This window comes from Variovorax sp. SG517 (assembly GCF_013376045.1).
GTDB lineage: Bacteria > Pseudomonadota > Gammaproteobacteria > Burkholderiales > Burkholderiaceae_C > Variovorax.
The window spans coordinates 247,437-273,753 of the sequence record NZ_JABMJG010000010.1 but is presented as its reverse complement, the minus strand read 5'-3'; the positions used below and the strand labels follow the sequence as shown (position 1 = coordinate 273,753).

The window sequence follows — 26,317 nt, the reverse complement described above, 5'->3', positions numbered from 1 at the left end:
TCAGAAGCTCTCGTCGACGCCCTGCGTCATCACAAGCGGTTTGACCGCCAGGTCGGGCGGTACGTTCATCATGCGCAGCGTCTGCTGCACGACCTCGCTGAACACGGGAGCGGCCGCCAGGCCGCCGAAATACTGGCCGTCGCTAGGCTCGTCGATCATCACCGCGACGATGATGCGCGGCTTCTCGATAGGCGCCATGCCGGTGAACCACGCGCGGTACTTGTTGCTGGCGTAGCCCTTGCCGACCTGCTTGTGGGCCGTGCCCGACTTGCCGCCGACCGAATAGCCGACCGTCTGCGCGCGCGTGCCGGTGCCGCCCGGGCCCGCGGCCATCTGCAGCATCTTGCGCACCGCCAGCGCGTTGGACGGCGAGAACACGCGCACGCCCACCGGCGGCTCGGAGTTCTTCAGGATGGTCACCGGGATGAGCGAGCCGTCGTGCGCGAACGCGGTGTACGAATGCGCCATCTGGAACAGCGACGCCGACAGGCCGTAGCCGTAGGCCATGGTGGCCTGCTCGACCGGCTTCCAGGTCTTCCAGGGGCGCAGCCGGCCGGTCACGGCGCCGGGGAACTGGATCTGCGGCTTCTGGCCATAGCCCAGCGCGGTGTAGGTGTCCCACATCTCGTGCGGGGTCATCTTCTGGGCGATCTTGAGCGCGCCGACGTTGCTCGACTTCTGGATCACGCCCTCGACCGTCAGCGCGCCGTAGTTGTGCGTGTCGCTGATGGTGAAGCCGCCGATCTGGTAGCGGCCGGGCCCGGTTTCGATCAGCGTCGAGGGCTTCACGCGGCCGGCCTCCAGCGCCATGCCCACCGTGATCGGCTTCATGGTCGAGCCGGGCTCGAAGGTGTCCGTGAGCGCGCGGTTGCGCAGCTGCTCGCCGGTGAGGTTCTGGCGCTTGTCGGGCACGTAGCTCGGGTAGTTGGCCAGCGCCAGCACCTCGCCGGTGACGGAGTCGAGCACCACCACGCTGCCGGCCTTGGCCTTGCGCGCGGTCACGGCGTCGCGCAGCTTCTGGTAGGCGAAGAACTGCACCTTGCTGTCGACGCTGAGCTGGATGTCCTTGCCGTCCAGCGGCGGCACGGTCTCGCCCACGCCCTCGACCACGCGGCCCAGGCGGTCCTTGATGACGCGGCGCGAGCCGGCCTTGCCGGCCAGGTCCTTGTTGAAGGCCAGCTCGATGCCTTCCTGGCCGTTGTCTTCCACGTTGGTGAAGCCCACCACGTGCGCGGCGGCCTCGCCCTCGGGGTACTGGCGCTTGTATTCCTTGCGCTGGTAGATGCCCTTGAGGTTCATCGCCGCGATCTGCTTGGCGATGGGCTCGTCGACCTGGCGCTTGATCCAGACGAAGGTCTTGTCCTCGTCTTCGAGCTTCTTGTCGAAGTCCTTCTGCGACATCTCCAGCAGCTTGGCCACCTGCTTGAGCTTGGCGCGCACCTCGGGGTCGTCGCGCTCGATGTCCTCCGGAATGGCCCAGATGCTGGGCGCGACCACGCTCGAGGCGAGGATGAGCCCGTTGCGGTCGAGGATGCGGCCGCGATTGGCCGGCAGTTCGAGCGTTCGCGCGAAGCGCACCTCGCCCTGGCGCTGGAAGAAGCTGTTGCCGATGACCTGCACGTAGGCCGCGCGGCCGGCCAGCACCAGGAAGCCGAAGGCGATGCCGGCCACGATGAGCTTGCTGCGCCAGACCGGCGTCTTGCTCGCGAGCAAGGGGCTGGTGGTGTAGCGGACGCTGCGGTTGCCACGGGTCATCGCGCGGCCCTCGCTGCGGTGGCCGGTTTGGCCGCGGGTTTGGCTGCCGGCTTGGCGGTGGTGACGGCCGGCGTCGGCGCCACCGGTGCGACGGCGGGAATCACGGAGCCGTCGGGCCGCACGTATTGCGTGATCGCCGGGGAGGTGGTGCGCATCTGCAGCTGCTCCTTGGCGAGCCGCTCGACGCGCAGCGGCGTGGCCTGCGCGCGCTTCTCGACCTGCAGGCGGTCGCGCTCGGTTTCCAGGCGGCGGGCGTCCTGCTGCACGCGGTCGAGCTCGGTGTAGAGCTGGCGCGACAGGTACTGGGTGTGCACAAGGTACAAAGCCGTCGCAATGACGGCCATCAGCAGGAGCAGGTTCACGCGGGCCATGGCTAGAGAACCTCCCCCAGGCTGCGCCGCTGCGCGGCTTCGCCAACCCCCTCGCAAGCGAGGGGGCGAGCGCCTTCGGGCGGCCGGGCGGCGCTCATGGGGCCTCCGTTCGTTCTGCCACTCGCAGAATGGCGCTGCGCGCTCGCGGATTGCCGCTCACCTCGGCCTCCGAGGGCTTGATGCGCTCCAGCGCACGCAGCTTCATGGCCTTGGGCGCGGCGAACGGCGCGCGGCGGTCGTAGACCTCCTTCGAGTGCTTCGCGATGAACTGCTTGACGATGCGGTCCTCCAGCGAATGGAAGCTGATGACCGCGAGCCGTCCACCGGGCTTCAGCACCGACAGGCTGGCTTCTAGCGCTTGTTGCAGCTCTTCAAGCTCGGCGTTGATGAAAATCCGAAAAGCCTGAAATGTGCGCGTTGCAGGGTTCTGGCCCGGCTCGCGGGTTTTGACCGTGCCAGCCACGAGCTCGGCCAGTTCGGTGGTGGTTGAAATTGGGCCCCGTTCTTGTCGGCGAGCAACAATCGCCTTTGCAATCTGAACAGCAAACCGTTCTTCGCCATAGTCACGGATCACCTCTGCAATCTGCTGTAGTTCGGCCGTTGCCAGCCACTCGGCCACGCTCTCGCCGCGCGTGGTGTCCATGCGCATGTCGAGCGGACCATCGAAACGAAAACTGAAACCGCGCACCGGGTTGTCGATCTGCGGCGAGCTCACGCCCAGGTCCATGAGCAGGCCCGCGACGCTCGCATCGGGCAGCTCGCCGATCGAACGGAATCCCTGGTGGCGGATGGAAAAACGCGCATCGGAGATGCGCGCTGCTTCGGCCACTGCTTCCGCATCCTTGTCGAATGCGATGAGCCTGCCTTCCGGCGCCAGCCGCGCGAGGATCGCGCGCGCGTGCCCTCCTCTTCCGAAGGTGGCGTCCACGTAGGTGCCGGTGGCCGCCGTGCTGCCGGATAGAAGAGCTTCCACCGCCTCACCGAGCAAGACGGTCGTGTGGGTCCAGGGCGTGTTCACGATGCCCCTCAGAACGCGAAGTCCTGGAATACGTCCGGCATCTCGCCCTGGGTGGCCTCGGCCTCCTTGGCCTCGTAGGTGGCCTTGTCCCAGAGCTCGAAGTGGTTGCCCATGCCCAGCAGCAGCGTCTCGCGCGTGATGCCGGTGGCCGCGCGCAGCTCGGGCGACACCAGGATGCGGCCGGTGCCATCCATCTCGACGTCCATGGCGTTGCCCAGGAAGACGCGCTTCCACCACTGGGCCGACATCGGCAGCGCGGCGATGCGCTCGCGGAATTTTTCCCATTCGGGACGGGGGAACACCATCAGGCATCCGTGCGGATGCTTGGTGATCGTGAGCTGGCCGCCTGCCGTCGCGCTCAGGACGTCACGATGCCGGGTCGGCACGGAGAGCCGCCCCTTGGCATCCAGACTGAGCGATGAAGCGCCTTGAAACACGACCACGAAACCCCTGTGTTGGGAGTGCTGCGGCACCCGAAAGGGGCACTACCCGCACTTTTTCCCACTTAACTGCACTTTTTTGCACTGTAGCAGGAAACACTTCGGAAGCAACTGGCCGTTTGGGCTATTTTTTGTAATGGAATCAACGACTTAGCGCCGATTCCAAATCCTTGGAATCGGCGAATTTCGTTGAGAATTAAGCACTTAGCTCACGCAGTGAAAGTGATGCGTGAAGGATTCCCCCGTTACAGGGGGAGAGAGAAGCGGCTTCAGAGGATGAAGCGCGAAAGGTCTTCGTCGTGACTTAGTGCCGCAAGGCGCTGGTCGACATAGGCGGCATCGATGCGGATCGATTGCCCTTCGAGGCGGGTCGCGTCGAAGCTTACCTCATCCAGCAGGCGCTCCATCACGGTCGACAAACGGCGTGCGCCGATGTTCTCGGTGCGCTCGTTCACCTCGAAGGCGATGGTGGCCAGCCGGTTCACGCCCTCGGGCGTGAATTCGAGCGTCACGCCCTCGGTGGCGAGCAGCGCCTGGTACTGCTTCACGAGCGACGCACGGGTCTGCGTGAGGATGCTCTCGAAGTCCGCCACCGAGAGCGACTGCAGCTCCACGCGGATCGGAAAGCGCCCCTGCAGCTCGGGAATGAGGTCGCTGGGCTTGCTCAGGTGGAAGGCCCCGCTCGCGATGAACAGCATGTGGTCGGTGCGCACCACGCCGTACTTGGTGGTGACGGCCGTGCCCTCCACCAGCGGCAGCAGGTCGCGCTGCACGCCCTGGCGCGACACGTCGGAGCCCTGGGATTCGCTGCGGGTGGCGACCTTGTCGATCTCGTCGATGAAGACGATGCCGTTCTGCTCGGCATTGGCGATCGCCTGCGTGCGGATCTCGTCCTCGTTGACCAGCTTGGCGGCTTCCTCGTCGGTCAGGAGGCGCAGCGCCTCGGCGATCTTGAGCTTGCGCGTCTTGCGCTTGCCTCCGCCGAGCTGGCCGAACATGCCGCGCAGCTGCTCGGTCATTTCCTCCATGCCGGCCGGGCCCATGATCTCCAGCGGGGCGCGGGTCTCGGCGAGGTCGAGCTCGATCTCCTTGTCGTCGAGCTGATGCTCGCGCAGCTTCTTGCGGAAGGCCTGGCGGGTGGCGTTGCTGGCGTCGGTCGCGGTGGAGCTGCCGTCGGCGCTGCGCGCCTGGGGCAGCAGCACGTCGAGGATGCGCTCCTCGGCGGCATCCTCGGCGCGCGCGCGCACCTTAATGCTCTCGGCCTCGCGCGTCTGCTTGACGGCGATCTCGGCCAGGTCTCGGATGATGGAGTCGACGTCCTTGCCCACGTAGCCCACCTCGGTGAACTTGGTGGCCTCGACCTTGATGAAGGGCGCGTCGGCCAGTCGCGCGAGGCGGCGGGCGATCTCGGTCTTGCCCACGCCCGTGGGGCCGATCATGAGGATGTTCTTCGGCGTGATCTCGTGGCGCAGCTTGTCGTCCACCTGCTGGCGGCGCCAGCGGTTGCGCAGGGCGATGGCCACGGCGCGCTTGGCTGCCGGCTGGCCGACGATGTGGTTGTCGAGCTCGGAGACGATCTCCTGGGGGGTCATGGACATGGTCAGAGCGCTTCCACCGTGTGGTTCATGTTCGTGTAAATGCAGATTTCTCCGGCGATCGCCAGCGATTTGCGCACGATCTGCTCGGCCGAAAGCTCGGTGTTCTCGATCAGCGCCTTGGCCGCCGACTGCGCATACGCGCCGCCCGAGCCGATGGCGATCACGCCGTCCTCGGGCTCCAGCACGTCGCCGTTGCCGGTGATGATGAGGGAGGTGGTGGCGTCGGCCACCGCGAGCATGGCCTCGAGCTTGCGCAGCACGCGGTCGGTGCGCCAGTCCTTGGTGAGCTCGACCGCGGCGCGGGTCAGGTGCCCCTGGTGCTTCTCGAGCTTGGCCTCGAAGCGCTCGAAGAGCGTGAAGGCATCCGCGGTGGCGCCCGCGAAGCCGGCAAGCACCTTGCCGTGATAGAGGCGGCGCACCTTGCGCGCCGTGCCCTTGATGACGATGTTGCCGAGAGTGACCTGCCCGTCCCCGCCGATGGCGACCTGGTCGCCCTGGGGGGTCTTGCGGCGCACGCTCACGATGGTGGTGCCGTGAAACTGTTCCATCGCAGCCATCTGGGGGTGGCCGAAGGCAATGCAACCCGTGCGGGGGCCGGCCGATCCCTTAGTTTTTTCTAACCGCCACGGTCGCGTGATCGGCAATGCCTACCAGGTTGAACAGCGCCGCAATCAGCCGGTGCGCATCGACGAACTGCACGCGCTCGCCGTTGGCATCGCGCGCGCGCACCCAGCTCAGCAGCGTGCCAGCGGCGGCGAGGTCCATGCGCAGCAGCGCGGCGCACGAGATGACGGGCGCGGTGGTGTGGCGCAGGTCGTGGTCCAGCCGCTGCCAGTTCGACAGCGACTCGCCGCGCAGGTCGCCCGCCAGCGCGGCAAAGCCGCTGTCGGTGGACGGGAAGCTCTCGGAGTCGCCGCCGACCGACAGCAGCGACCACACCGAGCTGGGCCGGCTCGCGGGCGGCGCGGCCAGCGAGGTGCATTCGCCCTTCGGGTCCTGCCAGGCGGGCGGCGACACCTCGTAGGTGATGCAGTAGTTGAGCGCCACCAGCTCGAAGTCGTCGGGCAGGTGCATCAAGCGCAGCGCCGCGAGGTGCAGCTGCCACCAGACGTCGTCGGTGCCGCGCTCGTTGTTGGGCGCGGCCTCGGCCAGCACGGCCAGCAGCTGCGCCGAGCCCATGAAGCGAAGCTGAACCGGCGAATCGGCCCAGTGGGTGAACAGCACGCGCAGCGGCGCGGCAGCCTCGGGCTCGACGGCATGAAGCCCGCGCCAGTCGAGCGTCCAGACCGAGCCGGCCTTCGACAGCGCCCGGGTGAGCTCCATCAGGCCCTCGCGTCCCAGGCGCGTGGGGCAGGTCCAGTCGGCCTGGCCGTGGGCGCCCTCGGCAGCCACCCCGGCAGCGTCCTCGCTGGCGGTGACGGCCTTGACGCTGCGGGCCAGCTCTTCCAGGGAAACCCAATCGGGACCCATGCGCCGCATGCGCTGCGCGTAGCGCATGCGGGCGGCGGCGAACTTTGCGGCGTCGCCGGTCGCGCGGTACAGGTCGAAGAGCGCGCGCCAGCGGTTGTCGTCGCGCTCGTTGGTTGCGTCGGTCGCGCTCTCGACGGGCGACACGCTGTCGGGCGGGGAAGCCAGGGCCTGCAGCAGGATCGCCTCGGCGCCCGTGTCGTCGCCGTGCGCGAAGCGGATTACCGCTTCCTCGAGCGCGCCGTCGTGCGCAAGGCGCGACGACAGCAACGGCACGCCTTCGGCCACGGCCGGAGCGGCGGCGCCGGTCGGGGTCACCGCCGCGGCGGGCAGGGCCTCCGCGGGCTCGGAGAGCAGCTCGTCGGTGTGCACCGGCGGCAGGGTTTCCGCGCCGGCGTCGGGCGGCGGATTGACGAGCGTTTCGCCGTTCGGCCCCCGCCCCTTCCACCACTGCTGCGACATCTGCTGCTCGATCTCGTCGATCTTCTTGAGCGTGAGCGCGCGGCCCTCCGACCTTTCGGAGGAGCTGTTGATGTTGAAGGACGACGGCGTGACCGTCGCCTCGAAGGCATGCGCGGCGGCCTCGCGCTGGCGCAGCTTGCGCAGCATGTCGAACTCGCGCCGGCGCACGAAATCGTTGCGCTGGCGCCGCTCGATCATCTCCTTGAGCATCTCCCGGCTGTAGGTCTGCGCGGGCAGCGAGGAATCCGAGGGCGCGGCGGACGCAGGGGCATCCAGCTCCGACCAATCCTTCAGGGGATTGCGGACAAACTTGGCCACCTTGGACAGAAGGCGGCCCGATTCTTCCTTTGGCATTCGGCGAAGGCTATCGAAGAGAAGACGCTGGCGTTTATCTACCTTGTGCTCGCTTCAATCCCCGAACATCTTCTGCTTGAGTTCGCGGCGCTGCTGCGCCTCGAGCGAAAGCGTCGCGGTCGGGCGGGCCAGCAGGCGGCCGACGCCGATGGGCTCGCCGGTCTCGTCGCAGTAGCCGTAGTCGCCGGCGTCGATGCGCTGGATCGACTGCTCGATCTTCTTGAGCAGCTTGCGCTCGCGGTCGCGGGTGCGCAGTTCCAGGGCGTGCTCTTCCTCGATGGTGGCGCGGTCGGCCGGGTCGGGCACGACCACCGTGTCTTCACGCAGGTGCTCGGTGGTCTCGCCGGCGTTCTCGAGGATGCCGCGCTTGAGTTCTTCGAGCTTCAGGCGGAAGAACGCCATCTGCTTTTCGTTCATGTACTCGTCGTCGGGCATGGCAATGACTTCGGCATCGCTCAGTTCGGCGGGCGACTTGGTTTTCCAGTTGTTGGCCAGTTTCGGATCTTTCTTGATGGCGAGGGGCGGCGGAGGCACCAGCGCGTTGGAATGGCTTTGCGAGAAAGTGGACTTGGCGGCCGTCGATGCCACCGACTGCGGCATCGAGGGGACGGTCAGTTGCGACAGCCGGGACACGCGGCCACCACGCGCGGCGGGAGCGGGCGTGGCGGTTTGGGCGGGCATCGAGGGTGTCGCCGGGGCGGAGGTGGAGGCGGCAGCCGTTTTTTTCATGGGGATCGGGGGGACAGAAGGAACGGCAGCAGGGCGGCCGACGGGTTTGGATGACGATGAGCCCGCGCCCGCGGTCTTGGTGGCGGCAGTTGCAGGCTTGGCGGACTTCTTTGTCGCAGCGGTCGCGGCCTTGGCCGGTGGTGCTGCGGGCTTTTTGGACGGCGCGCTCTTCTCGCTCTTCTCCTTGGTCGCGGAACCGGAAGCCTTCGCGGCCGCAGGTACAGCCTGCTTCGCAGCCGTCGCCTTCTTGACGGCGGGCTTGGTTGCTGGCGTGGCCTTGGCGGCGGGTTTCTTCACGGTGACTGGCTCCTTGGACGAACTGGAACGCGCTTTCACTGGGTGTCTCCTCCCATGGAGGCCCGTTGCGGCTTTCAGGCCGCACAGGCCCCCGTTGTCGGGGTGCCCGCCAAGTGGCGAACCCCGGGGTTATACCCCCGAAAGCCCGCCAGGAACGTACGGCGCCCCGTGCCGGAAGTCACATCTTGTCCCTGGGAGCAGGACGTGGCTTGCGAAACAGGCGCGCGATTGTATAGAGAACTCGACGGCGCGGGACATGTTCCGGCATGCCGTCCGACTCCGTTAGCATCGCCCGGCGCCGCCGGAGGGGGTGGCGCGCGGGCCCCGGCCTTTGTCCATATGGCGCAGGGGGCCTATCCGATCATTCCGATCAATCGCAAGACAGACACAAGAAAGCAACAAGCCTTGAACAAGAAAGCAGTTTTGGGAGTCCTGGCCGCGGCCATCGCCGTCGCCTACGGCGGCAGCACCTGGTGGGCCGGGTCGCAGATCAAGTCGCGCTACGACACCGCCCTGGACGAGCTGCCCAAGCAGACCGCGCTGGTGCGCGTGACCGAGCGCAAGTACGAACGCGGCTTCCTGGGCGCCGTCAGCACCGTCACGCTGGAAATCGGCTGCGCGGCCGATGCGGCCGCGCCGGCTGCCAGCCAGCCCACCGCTGGCCAGGACGAAGAGGAAAAGGAAGACGGCGAGGAAGACGACACCCCCGCCATCAAGCCGCCGAAGCAGCTGCGCCTGACCATCCGCGACACCATCCACCACGGCCCGCTGGCCGGCGGCACGCTGGCGGCCGCCGTCATCGACAGCGAACTGGTGCTCGACGACAAGGCGCAGGCCGAGGCGAAGAAATTCTTCGGAGAGGCCAAGCCCGTGTCGGCCCGCACCAAGGTCGGCTTTGATGGCGGCTTCACGAGCGACCTGACGGTCGCGCCCGTCAAGCTGGCCGAGGACGGCAAGGGCCGCCTCGACTGGCAGGGCCTGCAGGCCCGCGTGCAGGTGAACGCCGCGCGCACCCAGGCGCACTACGACCTGAGCATGCCCGGCCTGGACTTCAACGAAGTGCGCCGCGGCGTGACCATGAAGATGGGCAAGCTCACCGCCAAGGCCGACATGGACAGCAGCGCCGGCTGGTTCCTGGCCACCGGCAAGAGCGAGGGCCGGCTCGACTCCCTGGAATTCACCGTCAAGAAGAAGGCGGCCGAGGACGGCTCCGAGCCGCCGAAGGCGCTGCCGGCCATCGTGCTGCAGGGCATCGACCTGGTGGGCGACGCGAGCATCAAGGACGGCCTCTACGCCTCCACCGGCACCCTCAAGGGCACCGGCAAGATCGGCGAGACCAAGATCGACAAGTTCGAGCTGACCAGCGGCGCGCGCCGCATCCACGGCGCCGGCTACAAGAAGCTGGCCGACGCCTGGATGCAGTCCAGCGCCGCCAACAGCTGCGGCAAGGGGGGCAGCAAAGCTTCCCAGGCGGCCATGCAGGCGCTGTTCGAGCAGCTCACGCCCGACCTCAAGGCCATGGCCAAGTACGCGCCCGAGGCCGGCATCGACAAGCTGCTGGTCGAGATCGACGGCAAGCGCGCCGAACTCGGCTATTCGGCCGGCATGGCCGGCGTGACCGACGAAGACCTGCAACTGCCGGGCACGGCGCTGATGATGAAGCGCGGCGTGCTCAAGGCCCACGCGCGGCTGCCCATGAAGTGGCTCGAGAAGCTGGCCGAGACCGGTGCCGAGAGCGGCCAGACACCGCCGCCCGAAATGGTGGCCGGCCTGGTCGAACAGGGCGAGCAAAGCGGCTTCGTGAAGCGCGACGGCGACGACGTCACCACCCAGGTCGAGTTCAGCGAGGGCAACCTGAAGGTCAACGGCCAGCCGCTGGGCGGAGCGCCCGGCATGAACGGCTCGGGCAAGTAAGCCGCCCTGCCCCAACGAAAAACGGCGCTGGCCTCGCGGGCCAGCGCCGTTTTTGTTTTTGCTTCAGGAAGCCTTCAGCGGCTCTTCAGGTCAGACCAGGCACTGCTCCAGGCCTTGTTCCAGGATCTCGCGTGGCAGCTCGATGCCGATGAACACCATGCGGCTCTGGCGCGCCTCGTCCTTGCCCCATTCCGGGCCCAGGTCGCTGCCCATGAGCTGGTGCACGCCCTGGAAGATCACCTTGCGCTCGGTGCCCTTCATGTTCAGCACGCCCTTGTAGCGCAGCATGCGCGGGCCGTAGATGTTGACGATCGCGCCCAGGAAGTCTTCCAGCTTGGCGGGGTCGAACGGACGATCGGCCTTGTAGACGAAGCTCTTGACGTCGTCGTCCACGTGGTGATGGTGGCCATGGCCTTCATGCTTGTGCGAGGGGTGGTCGCAGTGCTCGCCGTGCTCGTGGTCATGGTGGTGATGATCGTGGTCGTCTTCCTTCAGGAAGTCGGGGTCGATGTCGAGCTTGGCGTTCAGGTTGAAGCCGCGCAGGTCGAACACGTCCTTCAGCGGCACCTCGCCGAAATGCACCTTCTGCTGCGGCGCGCGCGGGTTCATGTGTTTCAGGCGGTGGATCAGCGCGTCGGTCTCCTCGGCCGCGACCAGGTCGCTCTTGCTGATGAAGATCTGGTCGGCGAAGCCCACCTGGCGGCGCGCTTCCTGGCGGTCGTTCAGCTGCTGCGGTGCGTGCTTGGCATCCACCAGCGTGAGGATCGAGTCGAGCAGGTAGCTCTCTGCGATCTCGTCATCCATGAAGAAGGTCTGGGCCACGGGGCCGGGGTCGGCCAGGCCGGTGGTCTCGATCACCACGCGGTCGAAGTCGAGCAGGCCCTGGCGCTTCTTGGCGGCCAGCAGCTGCAGCGCCTCGCGCAGGTCTTCGCGGATGGTGCAGCAGACGCAGCCGTTGCTCATCTGCACGATCTGCTCCTTCGATTCGGTCACGAGGATGTCGCTGTCGATGTTCTCCTCGCCGAACTCGTTCTCGATGACCGCGATCTTCTGGCCGTGGGCCTCGGTCAGGATGCGTTTGAGCAGCGTGGTCTTGCCCGAGCCGAGAAAGCCGGTGAGGATGGTCGCGGGAATGAGGGCCATGGGGAATGTGCTCCGGAAGCGGAAAACGGGAAATGGGGGCCGTGGAAGGCGCGGCCCGGCAGTTTAGCCAATGCCACTGAGTTGCGTTGGCGGCAGGGTCAAGCCCCGTTTCAGGCAGGCTTCCTGACCACCACCAGGCCTTTCAGATACTCCCCTTCCGGGAATTCGATGGTCATCGGATGGTCGGGCGCGGCACCCAGCCGTTCGGCGATGTAGCCGTCCACGCCCGCGTCCAGCCCCGCCGATGCCACGATCTTGTGGAACAGGTCGGCGCTGATGCCGCCCGAGCACGAGAAGGTCAGCAGTACCCCGCCCGGCTCCAGGATCTTGAGCGCGAGCCGGTTGATGTCCTTGTAGGCCCGCGCGGCGCGCTCGGCGTGCGCCACCGTGGGCGCGAACTTGGGCGGGTCGAGCACGATGGCGTCGAAGGTACGGCCCTGGTCGATGAACTCGCGCAGCACGGTGTTGACGTTGGCGTCGAGGAACTCGGCCTCGATGCCATTCCCGCCGGCGGCATCGAAGCCGTTGAGCGCCAGATGGCCGCGCGCCCGCTCCAGCGCCGGCAGCGACGAATCGACCGACACCAGCTGCGCGCCCTGCAGCGCGCCTGCGGCCTTCAGCCCCGCCAGCGCCGCGACGGTGAACCCGCCCGTGTAGCAGAAGCAGTTCAGCACGCGCCTGAATCGACGGTGCTGCGCCAGCTCGGCAAAACGCTGGCGGCTGTCGCGCTGGTCGAGGTAGAAGCCGGTCTTGTGGCCGGTGGCGATGTCCAGCGACAGCTTCCAGCCGTGCTCGCGGATGACGATCTCGGTCGGCCCTTCGCCGCGCAGCCAGCCGGTGACCGGCTTCAGGCCCTCGCGCTCGCGGCCGCTCGCGTCGGAGCGCTCGTAGAGCTTCGAAAGGCCCGTGGCCTTGAGCAGCGCATCGGCCAGCACGCCCTTCCACCGCTCCACGCCGGCCGAGAGGAACTGCGCCACCAGCGTGTCGCCGTAGCGGTCGACGATCAGCCCCGGCAGGCCGTCGGCCTCGCCGTGCACCAGCCGCACGCCGTCGCTCTGCAGATCGAACAGGCCCCGCGCAGCCACGGCGCGGGCGCACAGCGAAGCGAGGAAGGCCGCGTCGATGCGCTGCGTCTCGTTGAAGCTCCAGGCCCGCGCGCGGATCTTGGATTCGGGGCTGAACGCGGCCCATGCGAGAAAAGTGCCGTCGTGCGACTCGACGCGCACCGTCTCGCCGGAATCGGCGCCGCCGCGCGCGATGGCGGATTCGAACACCCAGGGATGGCGGCGCTGCAGCGAGCGCTCCTTGCCGGGTTTGAGGCGAAGGGTTTTCATTGTTTCTTGTCGCTTACTTGTCTTTGTCTTCGCGGGCCTTGGCCCGCGGATGTGCCGCGTCGTAGACCTTGGCCAGGTGCTGGAAGTCCAGCCGCGTGTAGACCTGCGTGGTCGCGATGCTGGCATGGCCCAGCAGCTCCTGCACCGCGCGAAGGTCGCTGCTGGACTGCAGCACGTGGCTCGCGAAGGAATGGCGCAGCATGTGCGGATGCACCGGCGCCGCCAGGCCGGCCTTCAGGCTGCGCTCGCGCAGCAGCTTCCACACCGCCTGCGACGACATCCGCATGCCCTTGGCGCTGATGAAGAGCGCCCCGGCGGCCTGCGGGTCGTGCAGGCGGGCGGTGGTGAGCCCGGGGCAGTCGCCGCGCACCGCGAGCCAGTCGCGCAGCGCTTCGCCCGCCTTGCTGCCGATGGGCACGATACGGCGCTTGCTGCCCTTGCCGAGCACGCTGGCCTCCATCGCATCGAGATCGACCCAGCCTCGTGCCGTGGCGCTGGCCTGCGCATCGAGCCCGGTCAGCTCGCTCACGCGCAGGCCGCAGCCGTACAGCACCTCGACGATGGCGCCGTCGCGCGTTTCGGTCCAGGGGTCGGCCTCGGGGTCGTAGAGCTCTGCAAGCCTCACCGCGTCGTCCACGCCCAGGGCCTTGGGCAGCGGCCGGCCGGCCTTGGGCGCGTGCACGTCCTGCACCGGGTTGAAGCCGACCAGCCCTTCGTGCCCCAGCCAACGGTAGAAGCTACGCCAGCACGACAGCACCAGCGCGATGCCGCGCGGCTCGCGCCCCGCGCTGTGCAGCTGCGCCATCCAGCGGCGGATGTGAGCGGTCTGCACGCGGTCCAGCGGCAGCTTTGCCTCGGCGGCGTGCTCGCGCAGGGACTGCAGGTGGAAGGCGTAGAGCTCCACCGTGCGCGCCGCGAGCCGGCGCTCGACGCGCACGTGCTCCAGGTATTTCTCGATCCAGTCCGAAGGAGTGGATGCTGCCGGCTCAGAAGAGATAGCCATGCCCGGCATTGTTGATGATGGCCGCCGGCTCGCGCAACGCACCCTTGGAGAAGGGCCCGAGCGCCTGCCAGCAGGAGGTGGGCGCCGCGGCGTACTGCACGTCGAAGCTTTTGTCGAAGCCGCTCATCTTCACCAGACGCTCGACGCGCCACAGATGAAAGGGCTCCGACACGATGACCACGCTGCGTACCCCCGCCGCCAGCAGCAGCGGGCGCGACAGCGACAGGTTCAGCCGCGTGGAGGTCGATGCCGGCTCCAGCACCATCGGCCCGGTGAAGCCCGAGGCGATCGCGTGTTCGCCCATCGTGATGGCCTCGATGCGGCTGTCCTCGGAATCCACGCCGCCCGAGAAGGCCAGCTGCCTCACGAGCCCGGCCTTCGCCAGCGCCACGGCCGTGTCGACCCGACCGGTCAGGCACGGGTGCGGTTTGCCGTCCAGGTACGCCCGGCTGCCGAGCACCAGCGCCGCATCGGCCTGCCGCCGGGGCGGGTTCGCGAGCAAGTCTTCGGAATGCCGCCAGTTGAACGCCCCGATGGCCGCGTACACCAGCAGCACGCCCGCCAGCCCGCAAGCCAGCACGACCTGCCAGGGCCGCCGCAACCAGCGCGGACGTTTCAAGGACGCAGCCGCGAAAGCGCGCCCGAGGCCAGCTCGGCGATGCGCTCGAGAAAATCGGTGCCCATCTCGGCGTTGAAGCGCTGCGCGTCGGGCGAGGCCAGCACCAGCAGGCCGAAGGCCGGCGACTCGGGGCCGGGGCGCAGCGGGATCAGCGCAATCGACATCGCGGACTGCGGCTCGGGCAGCCAACTGGAGGCCTCGAAGCCCGAGTTCAGCCCGCAGTAGGGCGAGGTCAGCGAGGTGGCCAGCGCCTTCACGTCGTCGCTCACCCACTGGGCGTAGGCCTCGTTGAGGTATTCGCCGCTGCAGTCCCACACCTTGATGGCCGTCTGCGGCACCAGGAAGAGCGACTGCAGGTCGACCGCGATGCGGTAGGGCAGGCTGCGCGGGTCGCGCGTGGTCAGGAGGCCTGTGGTCCAGCGCTGCAGGCGGTCGGCGATGACGACGTTCTCGGTGCCGTGGCGCATCATGTCCATCAGGCGATGCTCCAGCGCCTTGATCTTCTCGCGCAGCATCTCGGCCTGGCGCTCCTGCAGGCTCACGGCGCGGTTGCCGTGGGGGCTGGTGAGCTGCACCTGCGCCAGCAGCTGGGCATGGCGCTCGAAGAAGTCGGGCGTGTTCGCCAGGTAGTTGGCGATGTCGTCTTCGGTGATCGGGTTCATGGCGTTGGCGTCGTTGTTGTTGCTCGTGAAGTTGGTCATGGCAGCTCCGGCACCTCGATGTCTCCCTCGAAGACCGTGACGGCCGGCCCGGTCATCAGCACCGGCTGGCCCTCCCCCTGCCACTCGATCGTCAGCACGCCGCCGTGCGTCTGCACGTCCACGCGGCGCTCCAGCAGCCCGAGGCGGATGCCCGCCACCACCGCCGCGCAGGCGCCGGTGCCGCAGGCCAGCGTTTCGCCGGCGCCGCGCTCGAACACCCGCAGCCTGATGTTGGAACGGTCGACCACCTGCATGAACCCGGCATTCACCCGCTGCGGAAAGCGCGGGTGGTGCTCGATCTGCGGGCCCTGCTCGGCCACCGGAGCGGTGTCGACGTTGTCCACCACCTGCACCGCGTGCGGATTGCCCATCGAGAGCACGGCTACGGAAACGATGGCGCTGCCGGCGCGGGTGCCGAGGGCCAGGTGCCACTTGTGCCAGCCGCCTTCGGGCTGGGGGTCGAGACCCGCGGGGTCGAAGGGCACGCGGGCCGGTTCGAAGATGGGGGCGCCCATGTCGACCGTGACGCGGCCGTCGTCGCCCATGCGGGGTTCGATCACGCCGGAGAGGGTCTGCACGCGCACCTGCTTCTTGCCGGTCAGCTGGTGTTCGCTGACGAAGCGCATGAAGCAGCGCGCGCCGTTGCCGCACTGCTCCACCTCGCCGCCGTCGGAGTTGTGGATCACGTACTGGAAGTCGATGCCTTCGCCCGGCGAGGGCCGCACAGTGAGGATCTGGTCGGCGCCGACGCCGAAGTGGCGGTCGGCCAGAAAGCGGTATTGCGCGGCGCTGAGGCCCAGCGTGCCGCGCGTTTCGTCCAGCACGACGAAATCGTTGCCGGCTCCCTGCATCTTGGTAAAGCGGATTCGCATCCCGGGATTATCGCCACGGGCATCGCCCCTGGCGACCGGAGGCTCAAGCCCTCCCCTGCAGCGCCGGGGAGCGATGCGCCCCTGGCGGCGCTGACCAGGTTCCGGCTGTCTCGGAGACCGAGCAGGAGGCCCCGGGGGGCGCAGCAGGTTTCGTGCTTCGATCAGCCTTCGTGCGCACCGAACATGGTCTTGGCGTAGGTCACGCCCAGGCCGTAGGCGCCGCCGACCTTCTTCGCGATGCCGGTGGTCAGCTCGTAGGTCTCGCCGCGGGCCCAGTCGCGCTGCAGCTCCAGCAGGTATTGCAGCGAGGTCATCGGCTGCGCGCCGGCCTGCACCATGCGCTCCATCGCGCGGTTGTGCGCCTCGCTCGAGACGTCGCCGCAGGCATCGGCGATCACGTACACCTCGAAGCCCTGGTCGAGTGCCGACAGCGCCGGGCCCACGATGCACACGCTGGTCCACAGGCCCGCCAGCACGATGCGCGGCTTGCCGATCTGGTTCACGCGCTCGATCACGGCGGCGTCTTCCCAGGTGTTCATCGAGGTGCGGTCGAGCATCTTCTGGCCCGGGAAGGCGTCGGTGATCTCGCTGAACATCGGGCCCGAGAAGCTCTTCTCGGCCACGGTCGTGAGGATGGTCGAGACGCCGAAGCCGGCCGCCGCCTGCGCCACCAGCGCGGCGTTGTTGCGCAGGTTCACGGCGTCGATCGAGTGCGTGGCGAAGGCCATCTGCGACTGGAAGTCGATCATCACCAGCGTGTGATCGGTGGGCTTGAGCAGCTTGGAACCGGCGGTGGGGGTGGCTTTGATGGACATGTGAGAACTCCTGCGGGTTGGTTGAATGTTCGATCTGATTCACAATCGCTTCCGGAGAGAAATCTCCTTGGCATGGAACGAATCATCGCGGGCCGCGAGGCTGTCATTGACGAAACTTTTTATCTTCAATGATCGAATTTTTTGAACACTTTTTCCGCCCCCTTTCCGTCCCCTTCCATTCCTGCCGGGCAGTGACCGTGGACAGCCTCGAGTTCGCCTTCTGCGTGGCGCCCGCGCACCCGGGCCGGCCAGCCGCAAGCGCGGCACGCCGGTCGAACGGATCACCCGCAAGCTGATACCGGCGCTGCTGCCGCGGCCGGCCTTTTTGAAGACGCAGGGAGCGCTCAGCCCGCCGCGCGCAGCTTGTCCAGCGCCCGGTCGAGGAACGCGAGCCGATCCTGACCCCAGAAGCGCTCGCCGTTCAGGATGAAGGTCGGCGCGCCGAACACGCCCGCTTCCACCGCCTCGGCGCTGTTGGCGCGGTACATCGCCAGCACCTCGGCCGACTGCTCCATCGCCTGCAGCGAGGCGCCGTCGTAGCCGTTCTCGTCGGCCACGGCGATGCGCACCTCGGCCTTCGAGGTGTCGCGCTCCTCGGCCCACAGGGCGCGCAGCAGCGCGTGAGACAGCGGCTGCGCGTCGAGGCCCCGCAGCTGGGCGGCGATCACCATCCAGCCCGGGTACTTGTTCCAGTTGGGATCGGTGGGTGCGCCCTTGGGGTAGTGCGCGGGCTCCAGGTTCATCGGCATGCCGAGGTAGTCGCTCCAGCGCGCGAGTTCGAGCGCGTGGTAGGTGCGGCGCGGCTCGGGGCGCGTCTTCAGCGGAATGCCGCCGGTCTGCGGCACCACCGCCTGGAAGTCGTAGGGCTTGAGCGTGAGCCGCACGTGGTGGCGGCGCACGATGTCTTGCAGTTGCGGGCCGCCGAGGTAGGCCCAGGGAGAGGAGAGGCTGTAGTAGCAGTCGAGCGCGATCATGTTTCGATTATCTTCAGCGCATGCCCGCCCTCGCCGCACCCCTCACCCTTCTCCCCTCGGGGTCTGCGCGGGACATGACGGCGCGATGAAGTTCCCGGCCTTTCTCTTCTCGCTGTTCCTCTCCAGGCTCGCCGACCAGATCCTGCTGTTCCTCGTGCCGCTGGTGGTGTTCCAGGTGACGCAGGACGTGGCCTGGTCGGGCTATGCCTTCGCGGCCGAGACGCTGCCGCGTTTCCTGTCGTTCCCCGTCTGCGGCGCGCTGTGCGACCGCGTGTCGCCGCTGAAGCTGCTGCGCGGCAGCCAGATTCTTCGCGCGCTGGTCTGCGTGCTCGGCGTGCTGGCCAACGAGGCGATCGGCGGCATCGGCTGGCTGGTGGGGCTCTCCGCGGTATGCGGCGTGCTCACTACCCAGGGCGTGATGGCGCGCGAAGTGATGCTGCCGCAGATCGCCACGCAGCACGGCTTCGACAAGGTGCTGGCCTATGCGCAGACAGCCGAGCAGACCGGCACCGTGCTCGGCCCGCTGGTGGCCGCGGCGCTGTTCGCGCTGTGGCCGTGGCAGGCGGTGGTCGGCGCGGCGGCCGGCTTCTTCCTGCTGGCCGACGCTGCCACCTCGTATTGGCGCCGCGGCAACCCCGTGCGGTTGCACGAGCCGCAGGGCGCGCCGGGCCACTTCCTCCAACTCATCGTCACGGCAGTCGGCCACGTGCTGCGCCTGCCGGGGCTGCTGCGCCTGACCATGCTCACCTCCGGCGTGAACCTGATGCTGGGCACCACGCTCGCGTCCGCGGCCGCGATGGTCACCGGGCTGCACCAGCGCTCCGCCACCTACTACGCGTGGCTGCAGACGCTCGGGGCCGTGGCCACCATCGCGATCCTGCTGGCGATCATCCGCGGGTCGATACCGCTCAGGCGCATGGGCGTCACCGCCTATGCGCTGATCCTGGCCGGCGGACTGCTCACGGCCGCGAGCACCAGCCTCTGGGGCTATGCGGCCGGCTTCCTGCTCGTCGTCGGCTTCGACAAGATGTTCAGCATCTACATCCGCATCCACAGGCAGCGGATCATTCCGGCGCACGACTACGGCAAGACCACCGGCGTGATCGTGCTGCTGAACAACCTCACGCAGCCGCTGGCCGGGCTGATCGTCGGCGCGTTCGCCGATGCGACGCAGACGCGCGGGGTGATCTTCTCGGTGTGCCTGCTGGTGGCGGCGATCGGTGTCGCTGCCGCTGCGGCACAGAGCCGGGCGCGTGCATGAGGCGCATGAGGGCGTGAACAGCAGCATCCCGCCGGTGCAGGGCAGCGCGTAGGTTCAGCGTTTCTTCAGCATGGCTTCAGGTCATGCCAAGCCTGGTTTTCTATCGTGCCTGGGGGCCGCCGCGGAGGGCGGAGGGAGGAACAGTTTTGTCTCGACGAGTATTCGCAGCAACCTTGTGCGCCGGGCTTCCCGGCGTGATCGCGGTCGCATGGCTGGGTCTGCCCGAGATCCTGGCGGGCAAGGCGCTGCCGGTGCCGATGTGGGTATTGAGCCTGGCCTCGGGCATTCAGACCTCCTTGCTGCTGGCGGTTGCGGCATTCGCGGGCACGAGGCTGGCGCCAGGCGTCGGCCTTCAGGCGCCGGCACTGTCGGCGCTGGCCGAATCGAGGGCGCCATGGAGCGCGCTCGGGAAACAGCTCGTTCCCGGCCTGTGCGGCGGCCTGCTCGGCGGTGCGCTCCTGTGGGCCATCTCGCGCCTTGCGGCCGACGTGGCCGCGCCGCTGCAGGGCGTGGTGCTGCCCGCCGTCGTGCGCTTTCTCTACGGCGGCATCACCGAGGAAGTGCTGGTGCGCTGGGGCCTCATGAGCGCGATGGCCTGGGTCTTGTGGCGCGTCGTGCAGCGAGATCGCTCAAAGCCGTCGGCCTGGATCTTCTGGGCAGCCATCTCAGGCAGCGCGCTGCTGTTCGGCGCGGGGCACCTGCCTGCCGCCTTCGCCATGGCGGGCGCGCCGAGTGCCGGCCTCGTCGTCTACATCGTCGGGGCCAACGCCGAGTTCGGCATCGTGGCCGGCTACCTCTTCTGGCGGCACGGACTGGAGGCGGCAATGGTTGCCCACCTCCTGGCCCATGCCGTGCTCATGGCTCTTCAGCCGCAGTAGCCGCGCCTCGTCAGGACGCCTTCCAGAAGATGTAGTCGGCCTGGTACTTCACGATCTCCTTCTGGCCCTTGTTGGCCGGCGTGCAGGCCACGCCCGTGGGCGCCACGCCGCCTTGCAGCGCCACGCGCTGGATGTAGGTCACGCCCGTCATCGCGCCGGTGCCCGTGGCCGGATTCGCCTTGACCAGCTGGAACGGCAGGCTCGTCGGCCCCGAGGGCGCCACCGCCAGCTGCGTGGCCGTGAGCTTGGAGCCGTCGTTCGACTCCCACGTGGCCGGCGGGCCGTAGTACTTGCCGACCTGCTTGCCGCCGCGGTCCCACAGCTTGGCGTCGGGGCCGACGAATACCCATTCGGTCTGGCCGGGCGCATTGGCCTTGTCCTTGCACTCGTAGGTGATGTCGCCCTTGCCCACGGTTTCCATGGCGACCTTGTTGCCTGCGGGTACCTGGATGGTCGGCGGCAGGGTCGACTGGTTGAACGCTGGGGCCATGGAGCCTGAAGACATCGAGCCGCATGCGGTGAGCACGGCAACGGCCGAGGCGGCGCCGAGCGCGGCGATGGGACGGGTGGTGTGCATGAAGGTTCTCCTGGTTGTAGGTAGATGGACGGACGGCAGCAGCTCCTCGCTGCTGGGACCTCTACGCACCGGAGACCGGTTTGGATGCAAAGGGGCGAGAAATTCGTTCGCGCGACTGCGCCAACTGGAAAACTCATTTGCGCCCCCGCGGCTTCCTCGCGCCGGGACGACGTCCTAGAGTTCGCCGCGAAACACGGTGAAACGCCGCCAGGCCCCTCCCGGCGCGAAAGAGCCTTCCTTTCATCACATGGCCCCCGGCCGCATAACGGAGACAGACGACATGTTGTTCCCATCGTTCCTTGCCAAGACCTTCGCGCCGCTGGGCGGCATCGCCGTCGCCGCAATGCTCGGCGCCGCTCCCGGCGCGCAGGCGCAGAACGCCTATCCCAGCAAGCCCATCCGCGTGGTCGTGCCATTCCCGGCCGGGACCGCCCCCGACGTCATGGCGCGCTTCTGGGGCGAGCGCCTGTCCCAGCAGGTGCGGCAACCCGTCGTCATCGAAAACCGCGCGGGCGCAGCCACCATCGTCGGCACGCAGGCCGTGGCCGCTGCGCCCGCCGACGGCTATACGCTGCTCTACACCGCCAGCGGCACCGTGACCATCAACCCCTATGCGTACAAGAAACTTCCCTACCAGCCGGCGGACCTGGTGCCGCTGACACGGATGCTCACCATTCCGCTGGTGGTCTCGGTGCCCGAATCGTCGGCCTACAAGACCCTGGCCGACCTGATCAAGGACGCGCAGGCCCATCCGAAACGGATCAACTTCGCCTCGTACGGCGTGGGCACGGTGCCGCACCTGTCGATGGCCTACTTCGCCAACAGCGCGGGCATTGCGCTCAACCACGTGCCCTACCGCGACGGCGGCATGACCGACCTCGTGGGCGGAACCGTCGACGTGGCCTTCTCGCCCAGCGCCGACGTGCTCCAGTTCATCAAGACCCGCAAGATCAGGCCCCTGGCCGTTTCCAGCAGCAAGCGCCTGGAGAGCCTGCCCCAGGTGCCGACGGTGGCCGAATCCTTTCCCGGGTTCGAGGGAGATTCGTGGCACGGCGTCTTTGCCCTCAAAGGCACGCCGCAACCCGTCCTCGACCTGATTGCCACGACCTCGCGCAAGATCGCCGAGTCGGACGAGTACCGCAAGCAGCTGCGCGAGCTGGGGATGGTGCCCGCCGGCGGGAGCCCGGAGCAGTTTGCCGCGCTCATCGCGGCCGAAGGGCAGCGTTGGGCCAGGGTGGTGAAGGACAACCAGATCACGCTGGACTAGGGACTGTTCACACGACGGCAGGCCATCGGCGACGAGCGGCCGCTGCAAACCAGACTGCCCCGGATGGCACGGGGCGTTGGCGCGCAACGGCGGCGAGAGCCTCCTTGAACAAGGCCCTTCGTCAAACGGCTAGCTAGCCTCTGCCCCGCATGACCTGTGCCGCCAACGTCAGCACCGCGAACGCCAGGATCACGCCCACCCCGGGGTAGAGCATCTCCAGCCGAGTCCCGGGCGCAATCGCCGCAGTCAGCACCGCCAGCCCGCAAGCCCCGCCCACCTGCAGCGAACTGTTCAGCAACCCGGCCGCCAGCCCCTGCTCGTCGTCGGCCACGCCGTTGGTGCCCGCCACCATCAGCGCCGAGATGCTCAGCGCGAACCCCAGGCCCCACAGCACCGAAGCCGGCAGCAGCACGCCCCACAGGTCGGGCTCCGGCCCGATGCGCAGCATCAGCAGATAGCAGGGCACGAATGCCAGCAGGCCGACCATCAGCACGCGCGTCACGCCGAAGCGGCTGATGAGCGCGCCGATCTTCGGGCCGACGAGCACCACCATCAGCCCCGCCGGCAGCAGCACCAGCGCCATCTGCCACGGCTTCCAGCCCTGGATGTTCTGCAGGTACAGCGCGATCAGAAACTGGAAGCCCATGGCGCCGCCGTACAGCAGCGCGGCGCTGATGTTGGCAGCCACCAGACCGCGGTTGCGGAAGATGCCCAGCCGCACCAGCGGCTCTTTCACCGTGCGCTCGATGGCGACGAAAGCCATCAGCAGCGCCGCAGCCACCGCAAAGCCGATGACCGTGCGCAGCGACGACCAGCCCGCCTCCTCCACCGACACCACGGTGAACACCATCAGCAGCATGCCCGCCACCAGCGTGACGGCGCCGCCGATGTCGAGGCGCGGCCGCTGCTGCCCTTTCGCGCGCGGCGCATCGGGCGGCAGGTAGCGCAGCGCGGCCAGCAACAGCAGCAGAGCGACCGGAATCGGCAGCACGAAGATGTAGCGCCAGTTCAGCGCCGCCAGCAGCCCGCCGATGAGCAGTCCCGACGAGTACCCCGAGGCCTCGAACAGGTTGAAGATGCCGAAGGCCTTGTTGCGCGCCGGCCCTTCGGCAAAGGTGGTGGTCAGCAGCGACATCGCGGCCGGCCCCGTGAAGCCCGCGGCCATGCCCTTGACGAGGCGCGAGACGATCAGCAGCCCCGCGTCGGTAGCGAAGGCGCCGCCCACCGACACCAGCGCGAACACCGCCAGCCCCGCCACCAGCACGCGCCTGCGGCCGAACAGGTCGGCACAGCGCCCGCCCAGCAGCAGAAAGCCGCCGAAGGCCAGGATGTACGCGCTGACCAGCCACTGCGCCGTGGCCGCGCCGATGCCGAAGGCCTGCTGGATCTCGGGGATTGCCACCGCGATCATCGAGATGTCGAGCCCGTCGAGCAGAATCACGCCGCTGAAGATGAGCAGCGCGATCCACATTCGCGCGGGCCAGTGCAGGGGGTCCTTGTTTCTCTCCTTCGCGGCGTCAACAACCGCGTCGCACGGGTTCAGGCTGGCAGACATTCGATGGCTCCAATCAATCGATCTATCGATTCATTCATGGTTTCTTGATCGGCTCGATCGTCCCGCGCCCGCCCCCCGATGAGAAACGAGTAGTTCTCAACGAACCGTCAAACGGAGCTTGAAGATCGATGGCATCCACGCCGATGACGAACAACAACAACCGCATGCTCCCCGGCACGCGCGCCCTGCGCACCTTCGAGGCGGCCGCGCGGCACCGCAACTTCACCCGCGCGGCCGACGAGCTGGGCCTCACGCCCGCGGCCGTGAGCTACCAGATCAAGGAGATCGAAGACCAGCTCGGCGTGGTGCTCTTCACGCGCACCAGCCGCAGCATCCAGCTCACGCCCGCCGGCGCCGTGATGTTCGAGGCGACTGCCGACGCGCTCGACAACCTGCACCGCGCCGCCGGCCGCGCGCGCAAACTCACGCGCAGCGCGGCGCAACTGCGCGTGTCGCTGAGCGCGCGCTTCGCCACCAACTGGCTGCTGCCGAGGCTGCCGAAATTCAGAGCCGCCAACCCCGGGCTGGAGCTGAGCTTCGACATCACCGACGAGCTGCGCGACTTCGAGGCCGACGACATCGACATTGCCATCCGCTTCGGCACCGGCAGCTATGAAGGCGCGCACGCCGAGCGGCTCTTCGACACCCTCATCGTGCCCGTGTGCAGCCCCAGGATCATCGAGACCGGGCCGCCGCTGAACGAGCCGCGCGACCTGCTGCGCCACGACCTAACCCTCTGCCATGTCGACTGGAAGACCGACACCATGACATGGCCCGACTGGCGCATGTGGATGGCCGCGGCCGGCGTGGACGACAAGGACATCGACGACAGCCGTTTCGTGGGCTTCACCGATTCGAGCTTCGTGGTGCAGGCCGTGCTCGAAAGCGGCGCCGTGGGGCTGGCAGACCTGGACCTGATCGCGGGCGACCTGGCGCAGGGGCGGCTGGTGCGGCTGTTCGACGTCGGCGTGCGCATGGCGCAGCCGTATGCGTACTACCTGGTGTGTCCGCAGGAGAGCGGCGAGGACGCGCGGGTGGTGGCGTTTCGGGAGTGGCTGCTGAGAGAGATAAGGGAGCGTGACGTGGGGTCGCCAGACACGTCGGCCGCCTGACGACCTTGGCCAGCACGCATTTCGTTCTGCTCCATCCCCTTCGCAGACAGGATTTCGCAAGGGCCCAGCGATTCGAGGCGCCCGGCGCCTCAGTCCTCGCTCAGCGACAAGGAGCATCCGCAATCATGCGAACCGCGCGCAGAAAGTCCTTCGGCGCGACCCAGCTCACATTCCAGTTGCCCGCCACCGGCACCTCGCGCTTGTGCGCAACCACCATCTGCCGTTTCGGAATCACGAGGATGTACTGGCCATGGACGCCCCAGGCCATGTAGGCGCCGCTCAGCGGCGAGTCCGGAGGCTCTTCCAGCAGCCACCACAGGTAGCCATACCCGAAGCCCCGGCGAGCCGTGTGCGGCGGATGCATGTCCGTGGAGGGCGTTCGCTGCTGCGTCATCTGCCTGACCCAGTCGGCCGGAATCAGTTGCTGGCCACGCCAGTTGCCCTCTTTCAGCATCAGGTAGCCCAGCCGCGCCATGTCGCGGGTGGACAGGAAGAAGGGGTAGGCCAGGTGCTGCGACAGCCTGGCATTTCCGCTTCGCTTGTGGCGGGCCAGGTCGAAGTCTTCGAGTGCAAGGGGCGTCGCGAGGTCATCTGCGAACGCCCGGTAGATGCTGCGTCCGGTCAACTGCTCGAACACCGTGCCGGCCGCGTTGAAGTCCCAGTTGTTGTAGAGGAAGTAGCTCCCGGGCTTTTGTGACCCGCGTGCCGGTGCGGCGGACGCATCGTCGCCACCGTTGGCTGCCGCGTGATAGACACCAGAGCGCGCCGAAAGCAGGTCGCGCACGCGCGCCTGGCGCTCGACCGGCAGCAGGCCGCCGATGTCGTCGATGCTCAAGTCGGCAAGAGAGCGGTCGAGATCGATCGTGCCGTTCGCCACGTACTTGCCGTACATCATGGACAACACGCTCTTGCGCGCGGAGAACACGATGCTGACGGTCTGCACGGGGCCGTAGCTGAACAGCACGCGGCCGTCCTGCACAGCCATGAGGGCGGTGGAGTCCAGCGTATGCAGGTAGTCGCGCGCCGCATCGAGGTCGCGCCGACACGCATCGCTCTGGGACGATGCGGGAATGGCTTGCCACGAAGCGGCCGGATAGGTGGCCGCCTCCGCGGCGGCGGGCGGCCTCTGGAGCGTCGAGGTGCACGCGCCCGCCACCATCAAGGCGGCGCAGGCGCAGCAGAGCGCCAATGCGCGCATCAAGGTTCGTTGCATGACTGGGGGGTTACCGGGGTAGCCCGCCATCATGCGTCATGGTCTTGCGGCTGAGGTCGATCTGTCTCGAAGGCAGCGTGATGAGGCTGACTCGTGGATTGACCGTCTCTTCGCCGCTACCTCACGCGAGGCCCGGTTTGCGCCCTTGCAGCGCTTCGCGCACCGCGCCGGCCGCGAGGTTGATGGCGTCGATGCGCGCCGTCAGCGCGTCGTTGAGCACACCGAGCAAGGCGCTCAGTTCGGTACGGCTGGGGGTGAGTTCCTCGCTGTCGTTCAGGGCGCTGGTGTCGACGAGCTTCCTGAGCGCGGCGTAGGCGCGCATCACGTCGTTGAGGTTGTCGGCGTCGTCGCAGGCTTGCAGGGCGAGGTCGTCGAGGTTGGGGGATGCTGACTCGAAGGGAGTGGAACGAGCACGGTCTTGTGCGCAAGCGGATGCAGATTCAGCCACAGAGGCCTCCAGTTGGGTTCGGATTGCTACAGCCGACACCCCCGCTTCCAAACGGTGGCGGCAGCTCGAACGGGTTGGAAGACCGTGAACCCTCTTGCGAAAGCCGGCAGGGCGCGAGCCCTCCCGTCCGAGCCGCCTAA

The 26,317-nt window shown here is 67.9% G+C and carries 25 protein-coding genes; 5 read left to right on the top strand and 20 right to left on the bottom strand.

Features of this window, described 5'->3' with window-relative positions; translation table 11 throughout:
* From FHT32_RS28015 to dksA, 8 genes are all read right to left on the bottom strand, one after another.
* A complete protein-coding gene (locus tag FHT32_RS28015; RefSeq protein WP_176667824.1) occupies positions 1-1,755 on the bottom strand; it encodes a penicillin-binding protein 2 in 1,755 nt (584 codons plus the stop codon).
* Complete coding sequence (ftsL, locus tag FHT32_RS28010) at positions 1,752-2,126, bottom strand: cell division protein FtsL (protein WP_176667823.1); 375 nt, start codon at positions 2,124-2,126, stop codon at positions 1,752-1,754. The genes FHT32_RS28015 and ftsL overlap by 4 nt, the downstream gene beginning before the upstream one ends.
* 94 nt (positions 2,127-2,220) lie before the next feature.
* A complete protein-coding gene (rsmH, locus tag FHT32_RS28005) occupies positions 2,221-3,144 on the bottom strand; it encodes a 16S rRNA (cytosine(1402)-N(4))-methyltransferase RsmH (RefSeq protein WP_176667822.1) in 924 nt (307 codons plus the stop codon).
* 8 nt (positions 3,145-3,152) lie between these two features.
* Entirely contained in the window at positions 3,153-3,581 is a 429-nt protein-coding gene (gene mraZ / locus FHT32_RS28000) for a division/cell wall cluster transcriptional repressor MraZ (protein ID WP_081270207.1), read from the bottom strand.
* Positions 3,582-3,853: 272 nt separating this feature from the next.
* Positions 3,854-5,182 carry an ATP-dependent protease ATPase subunit HslU gene (hslU, locus tag FHT32_RS27995; RefSeq protein WP_176667821.1) on the bottom strand — a complete coding sequence of 443 codons (1,329 nt, stop codon included), beginning with the start codon at positions 5,180-5,182 and terminating at the stop codon, positions 3,854-3,856.
* 2 nt (positions 5,183-5,184) lie between these two features.
* Positions 5,185-5,730 carry an ATP-dependent protease subunit HslV gene (gene hslV, locus FHT32_RS27990; protein ID WP_007832466.1) on the bottom strand — a complete coding sequence of 182 codons (546 nt, stop codon included), beginning with the start codon at positions 5,728-5,730 and terminating at the stop codon, positions 5,185-5,187.
* Positions 5,731-5,788: 58 nt separating this feature from the next.
* Positions 5,789-7,465 (bottom strand): STAS domain-containing protein, encoded by a 1,677-nt coding sequence (locus FHT32_RS27985; protein ID WP_176667820.1) that lies wholly within the window; start codon positions 7,463-7,465, stop codon positions 5,789-5,791.
* A gap of 54 nt (positions 7,466-7,519) precedes the next feature.
* A complete protein-coding gene (gene dksA / locus FHT32_RS35145; protein WP_371132267.1) occupies positions 7,520-8,491 on the bottom strand; it encodes an RNA polymerase-binding protein DksA in 972 nt (323 codons plus the stop codon).
* Positions 8,492-8,896: 405 nt separating this feature from the next.
* Here dksA and FHT32_RS27975 point away from each other — a divergent pair, with 405 nt between their 5' ends.
* On the top strand, positions 8,897-10,405 hold the full coding sequence (locus tag FHT32_RS27975; RefSeq protein ID WP_256099189.1) for a YdgA family protein: 1,509 nt from the start codon (positions 8,897-8,899) through the stop codon (positions 10,403-10,405).
* Positions 10,406-10,495: 90 nt separating this feature from the next.
* On the opposite strand, the gene FHT32_RS27970 is transcribed toward FHT32_RS27975, so the two are convergent.
* The 8 genes from FHT32_RS27970 to FHT32_RS27935 form a co-directional block, all read right to left on the bottom strand.
* Entirely contained in the window at positions 10,496-11,548 is a 1,053-nt protein-coding gene (locus FHT32_RS27970; RefSeq protein ID WP_176667819.1) for a GTP-binding protein, read from the bottom strand.
* A 110-nt stretch (positions 11,549-11,658) separates the two neighbouring features.
* Positions 11,659-12,882, bottom strand: a complete 1,224-nt coding sequence (locus FHT32_RS27965) for a class I SAM-dependent rRNA methyltransferase (protein ID WP_176667818.1) — start codon at positions 12,880-12,882, stop codon at positions 11,659-11,661.
* Positions 12,883-12,895: 13 nt separating this feature from the next.
* Positions 12,896-13,885, bottom strand: coding sequence for a tyrosine recombinase XerC (locus tag FHT32_RS27960; RefSeq protein ID WP_176667817.1), 990 nt, complete (start codon positions 13,883-13,885; stop codon positions 12,896-12,898).
* Positions 13,869-14,504, bottom strand: coding sequence for a YdcF family protein (locus tag FHT32_RS27955; protein WP_176667816.1), 636 nt, complete (start codon positions 14,502-14,504; stop codon positions 13,869-13,871). The genes FHT32_RS27960 and FHT32_RS27955 overlap by 17 nt, the downstream gene beginning before the upstream one ends.
* Positions 14,501-15,205 carry a DUF484 family protein gene (locus FHT32_RS27950; RefSeq protein ID WP_176667815.1) on the bottom strand — a complete coding sequence of 235 codons (705 nt, stop codon included), beginning with the start codon at positions 15,203-15,205 and terminating at the stop codon, positions 14,501-14,503. The genes FHT32_RS27955 and FHT32_RS27950 overlap by 4 nt, the downstream gene beginning before the upstream one ends.
* Complete coding sequence (gene dapF, locus FHT32_RS27945) at positions 15,202-16,077, bottom strand: diaminopimelate epimerase (protein ID WP_176667814.1); 876 nt, start codon at positions 16,075-16,077, stop codon at positions 15,202-15,204. Before dapF ends, FHT32_RS27950 begins: the two co-directional genes overlap by 4 nt.
* A 161-nt stretch (positions 16,078-16,238) precedes the next feature.
* Complete coding sequence (locus FHT32_RS27940; RefSeq protein ID WP_176666511.1) at positions 16,239-16,892, bottom strand: hydrolase; 654 nt, start codon at positions 16,890-16,892, stop codon at positions 16,239-16,241.
* Between the two features lie 344 nt (positions 16,893-17,236).
* Entirely contained in the window at positions 17,237-17,866 is a 630-nt protein-coding gene (locus tag FHT32_RS27935) for a 2-hydroxychromene-2-carboxylate isomerase (RefSeq protein WP_176667813.1), read from the bottom strand.
* Positions 17,867-17,951: 85 nt separating this feature from the next.
* Here FHT32_RS27935 and FHT32_RS27930 point away from each other — a divergent pair, with 85 nt between their 5' ends.
* Both FHT32_RS27930 and FHT32_RS27925 read left to right on the top strand, forming a co-directional pair.
* Positions 17,952-19,127, top strand: coding sequence for an MFS transporter (locus tag FHT32_RS27930; RefSeq protein ID WP_176667812.1), 1,176 nt, complete (start codon positions 17,952-17,954; stop codon positions 19,125-19,127).
* A gap of 194 nt (positions 19,128-19,321) precedes the next feature.
* Positions 19,322-20,005, top strand: coding sequence for a type II CAAX prenyl endopeptidase Rce1 family protein (locus FHT32_RS27925; RefSeq protein WP_176667811.1), 684 nt, complete (start codon positions 19,322-19,324; stop codon positions 20,003-20,005).
* Positions 20,006-20,015: 10 nt separating this feature from the next.
* Here FHT32_RS27925 and FHT32_RS27920 read toward each other — a convergent pair whose 3' ends face one another.
* A complete protein-coding gene (locus tag FHT32_RS27920) occupies positions 20,016-20,582 on the bottom strand; it encodes a DUF3455 domain-containing protein (RefSeq protein ID WP_176667810.1) in 567 nt (188 codons plus the stop codon).
* Between the two features lie 280 nt (positions 20,583-20,862).
* Between FHT32_RS27920 and FHT32_RS27915 the strand changes: the two genes are divergently transcribed.
* On the top strand, positions 20,863-21,849 hold the full coding sequence (locus FHT32_RS27915; protein WP_176667809.1) for a tripartite tricarboxylate transporter substrate binding protein: 987 nt from the start codon (positions 20,863-20,865) through the stop codon (positions 21,847-21,849).
* 133 nt (positions 21,850-21,982) lie between these two features.
* On the opposite strand, the gene FHT32_RS27910 is transcribed toward FHT32_RS27915, so the two are convergent.
* Entirely contained in the window at positions 21,983-23,404 is a 1,422-nt protein-coding gene (locus tag FHT32_RS27910; RefSeq protein WP_256099188.1) for an MFS transporter, read from the bottom strand.
* Between the two features lie 128 nt (positions 23,405-23,532).
* On the opposite strand from FHT32_RS27910, the gene FHT32_RS27905 reads away from it, so the two are divergent.
* Complete coding sequence (locus FHT32_RS27905) at positions 23,533-24,516, top strand: LysR substrate-binding domain-containing protein (RefSeq protein WP_256099187.1); 984 nt, start codon at positions 23,533-23,535, stop codon at positions 24,514-24,516.
* Between the two features lie 100 nt (positions 24,517-24,616).
* Here the strand turns inward: FHT32_RS27905 and FHT32_RS27900 are convergent, their stop codons facing one another.
* Positions 24,617-25,729 (bottom strand): serine hydrolase, encoded by a 1,113-nt coding sequence (locus tag FHT32_RS27900; protein ID WP_176667808.1) that lies wholly within the window; start codon positions 25,727-25,729, stop codon positions 24,617-24,619.
* A 121-nt stretch (positions 25,730-25,850) separates the two neighbouring features.
* Positions 25,851-26,177, bottom strand: a complete 327-nt coding sequence (locus FHT32_RS27895) for a hypothetical protein (protein ID WP_176667807.1) — start codon at positions 26,175-26,177, stop codon at positions 25,851-25,853.
* Positions 26,178-26,317 lie beyond the last annotated feature (140 nt).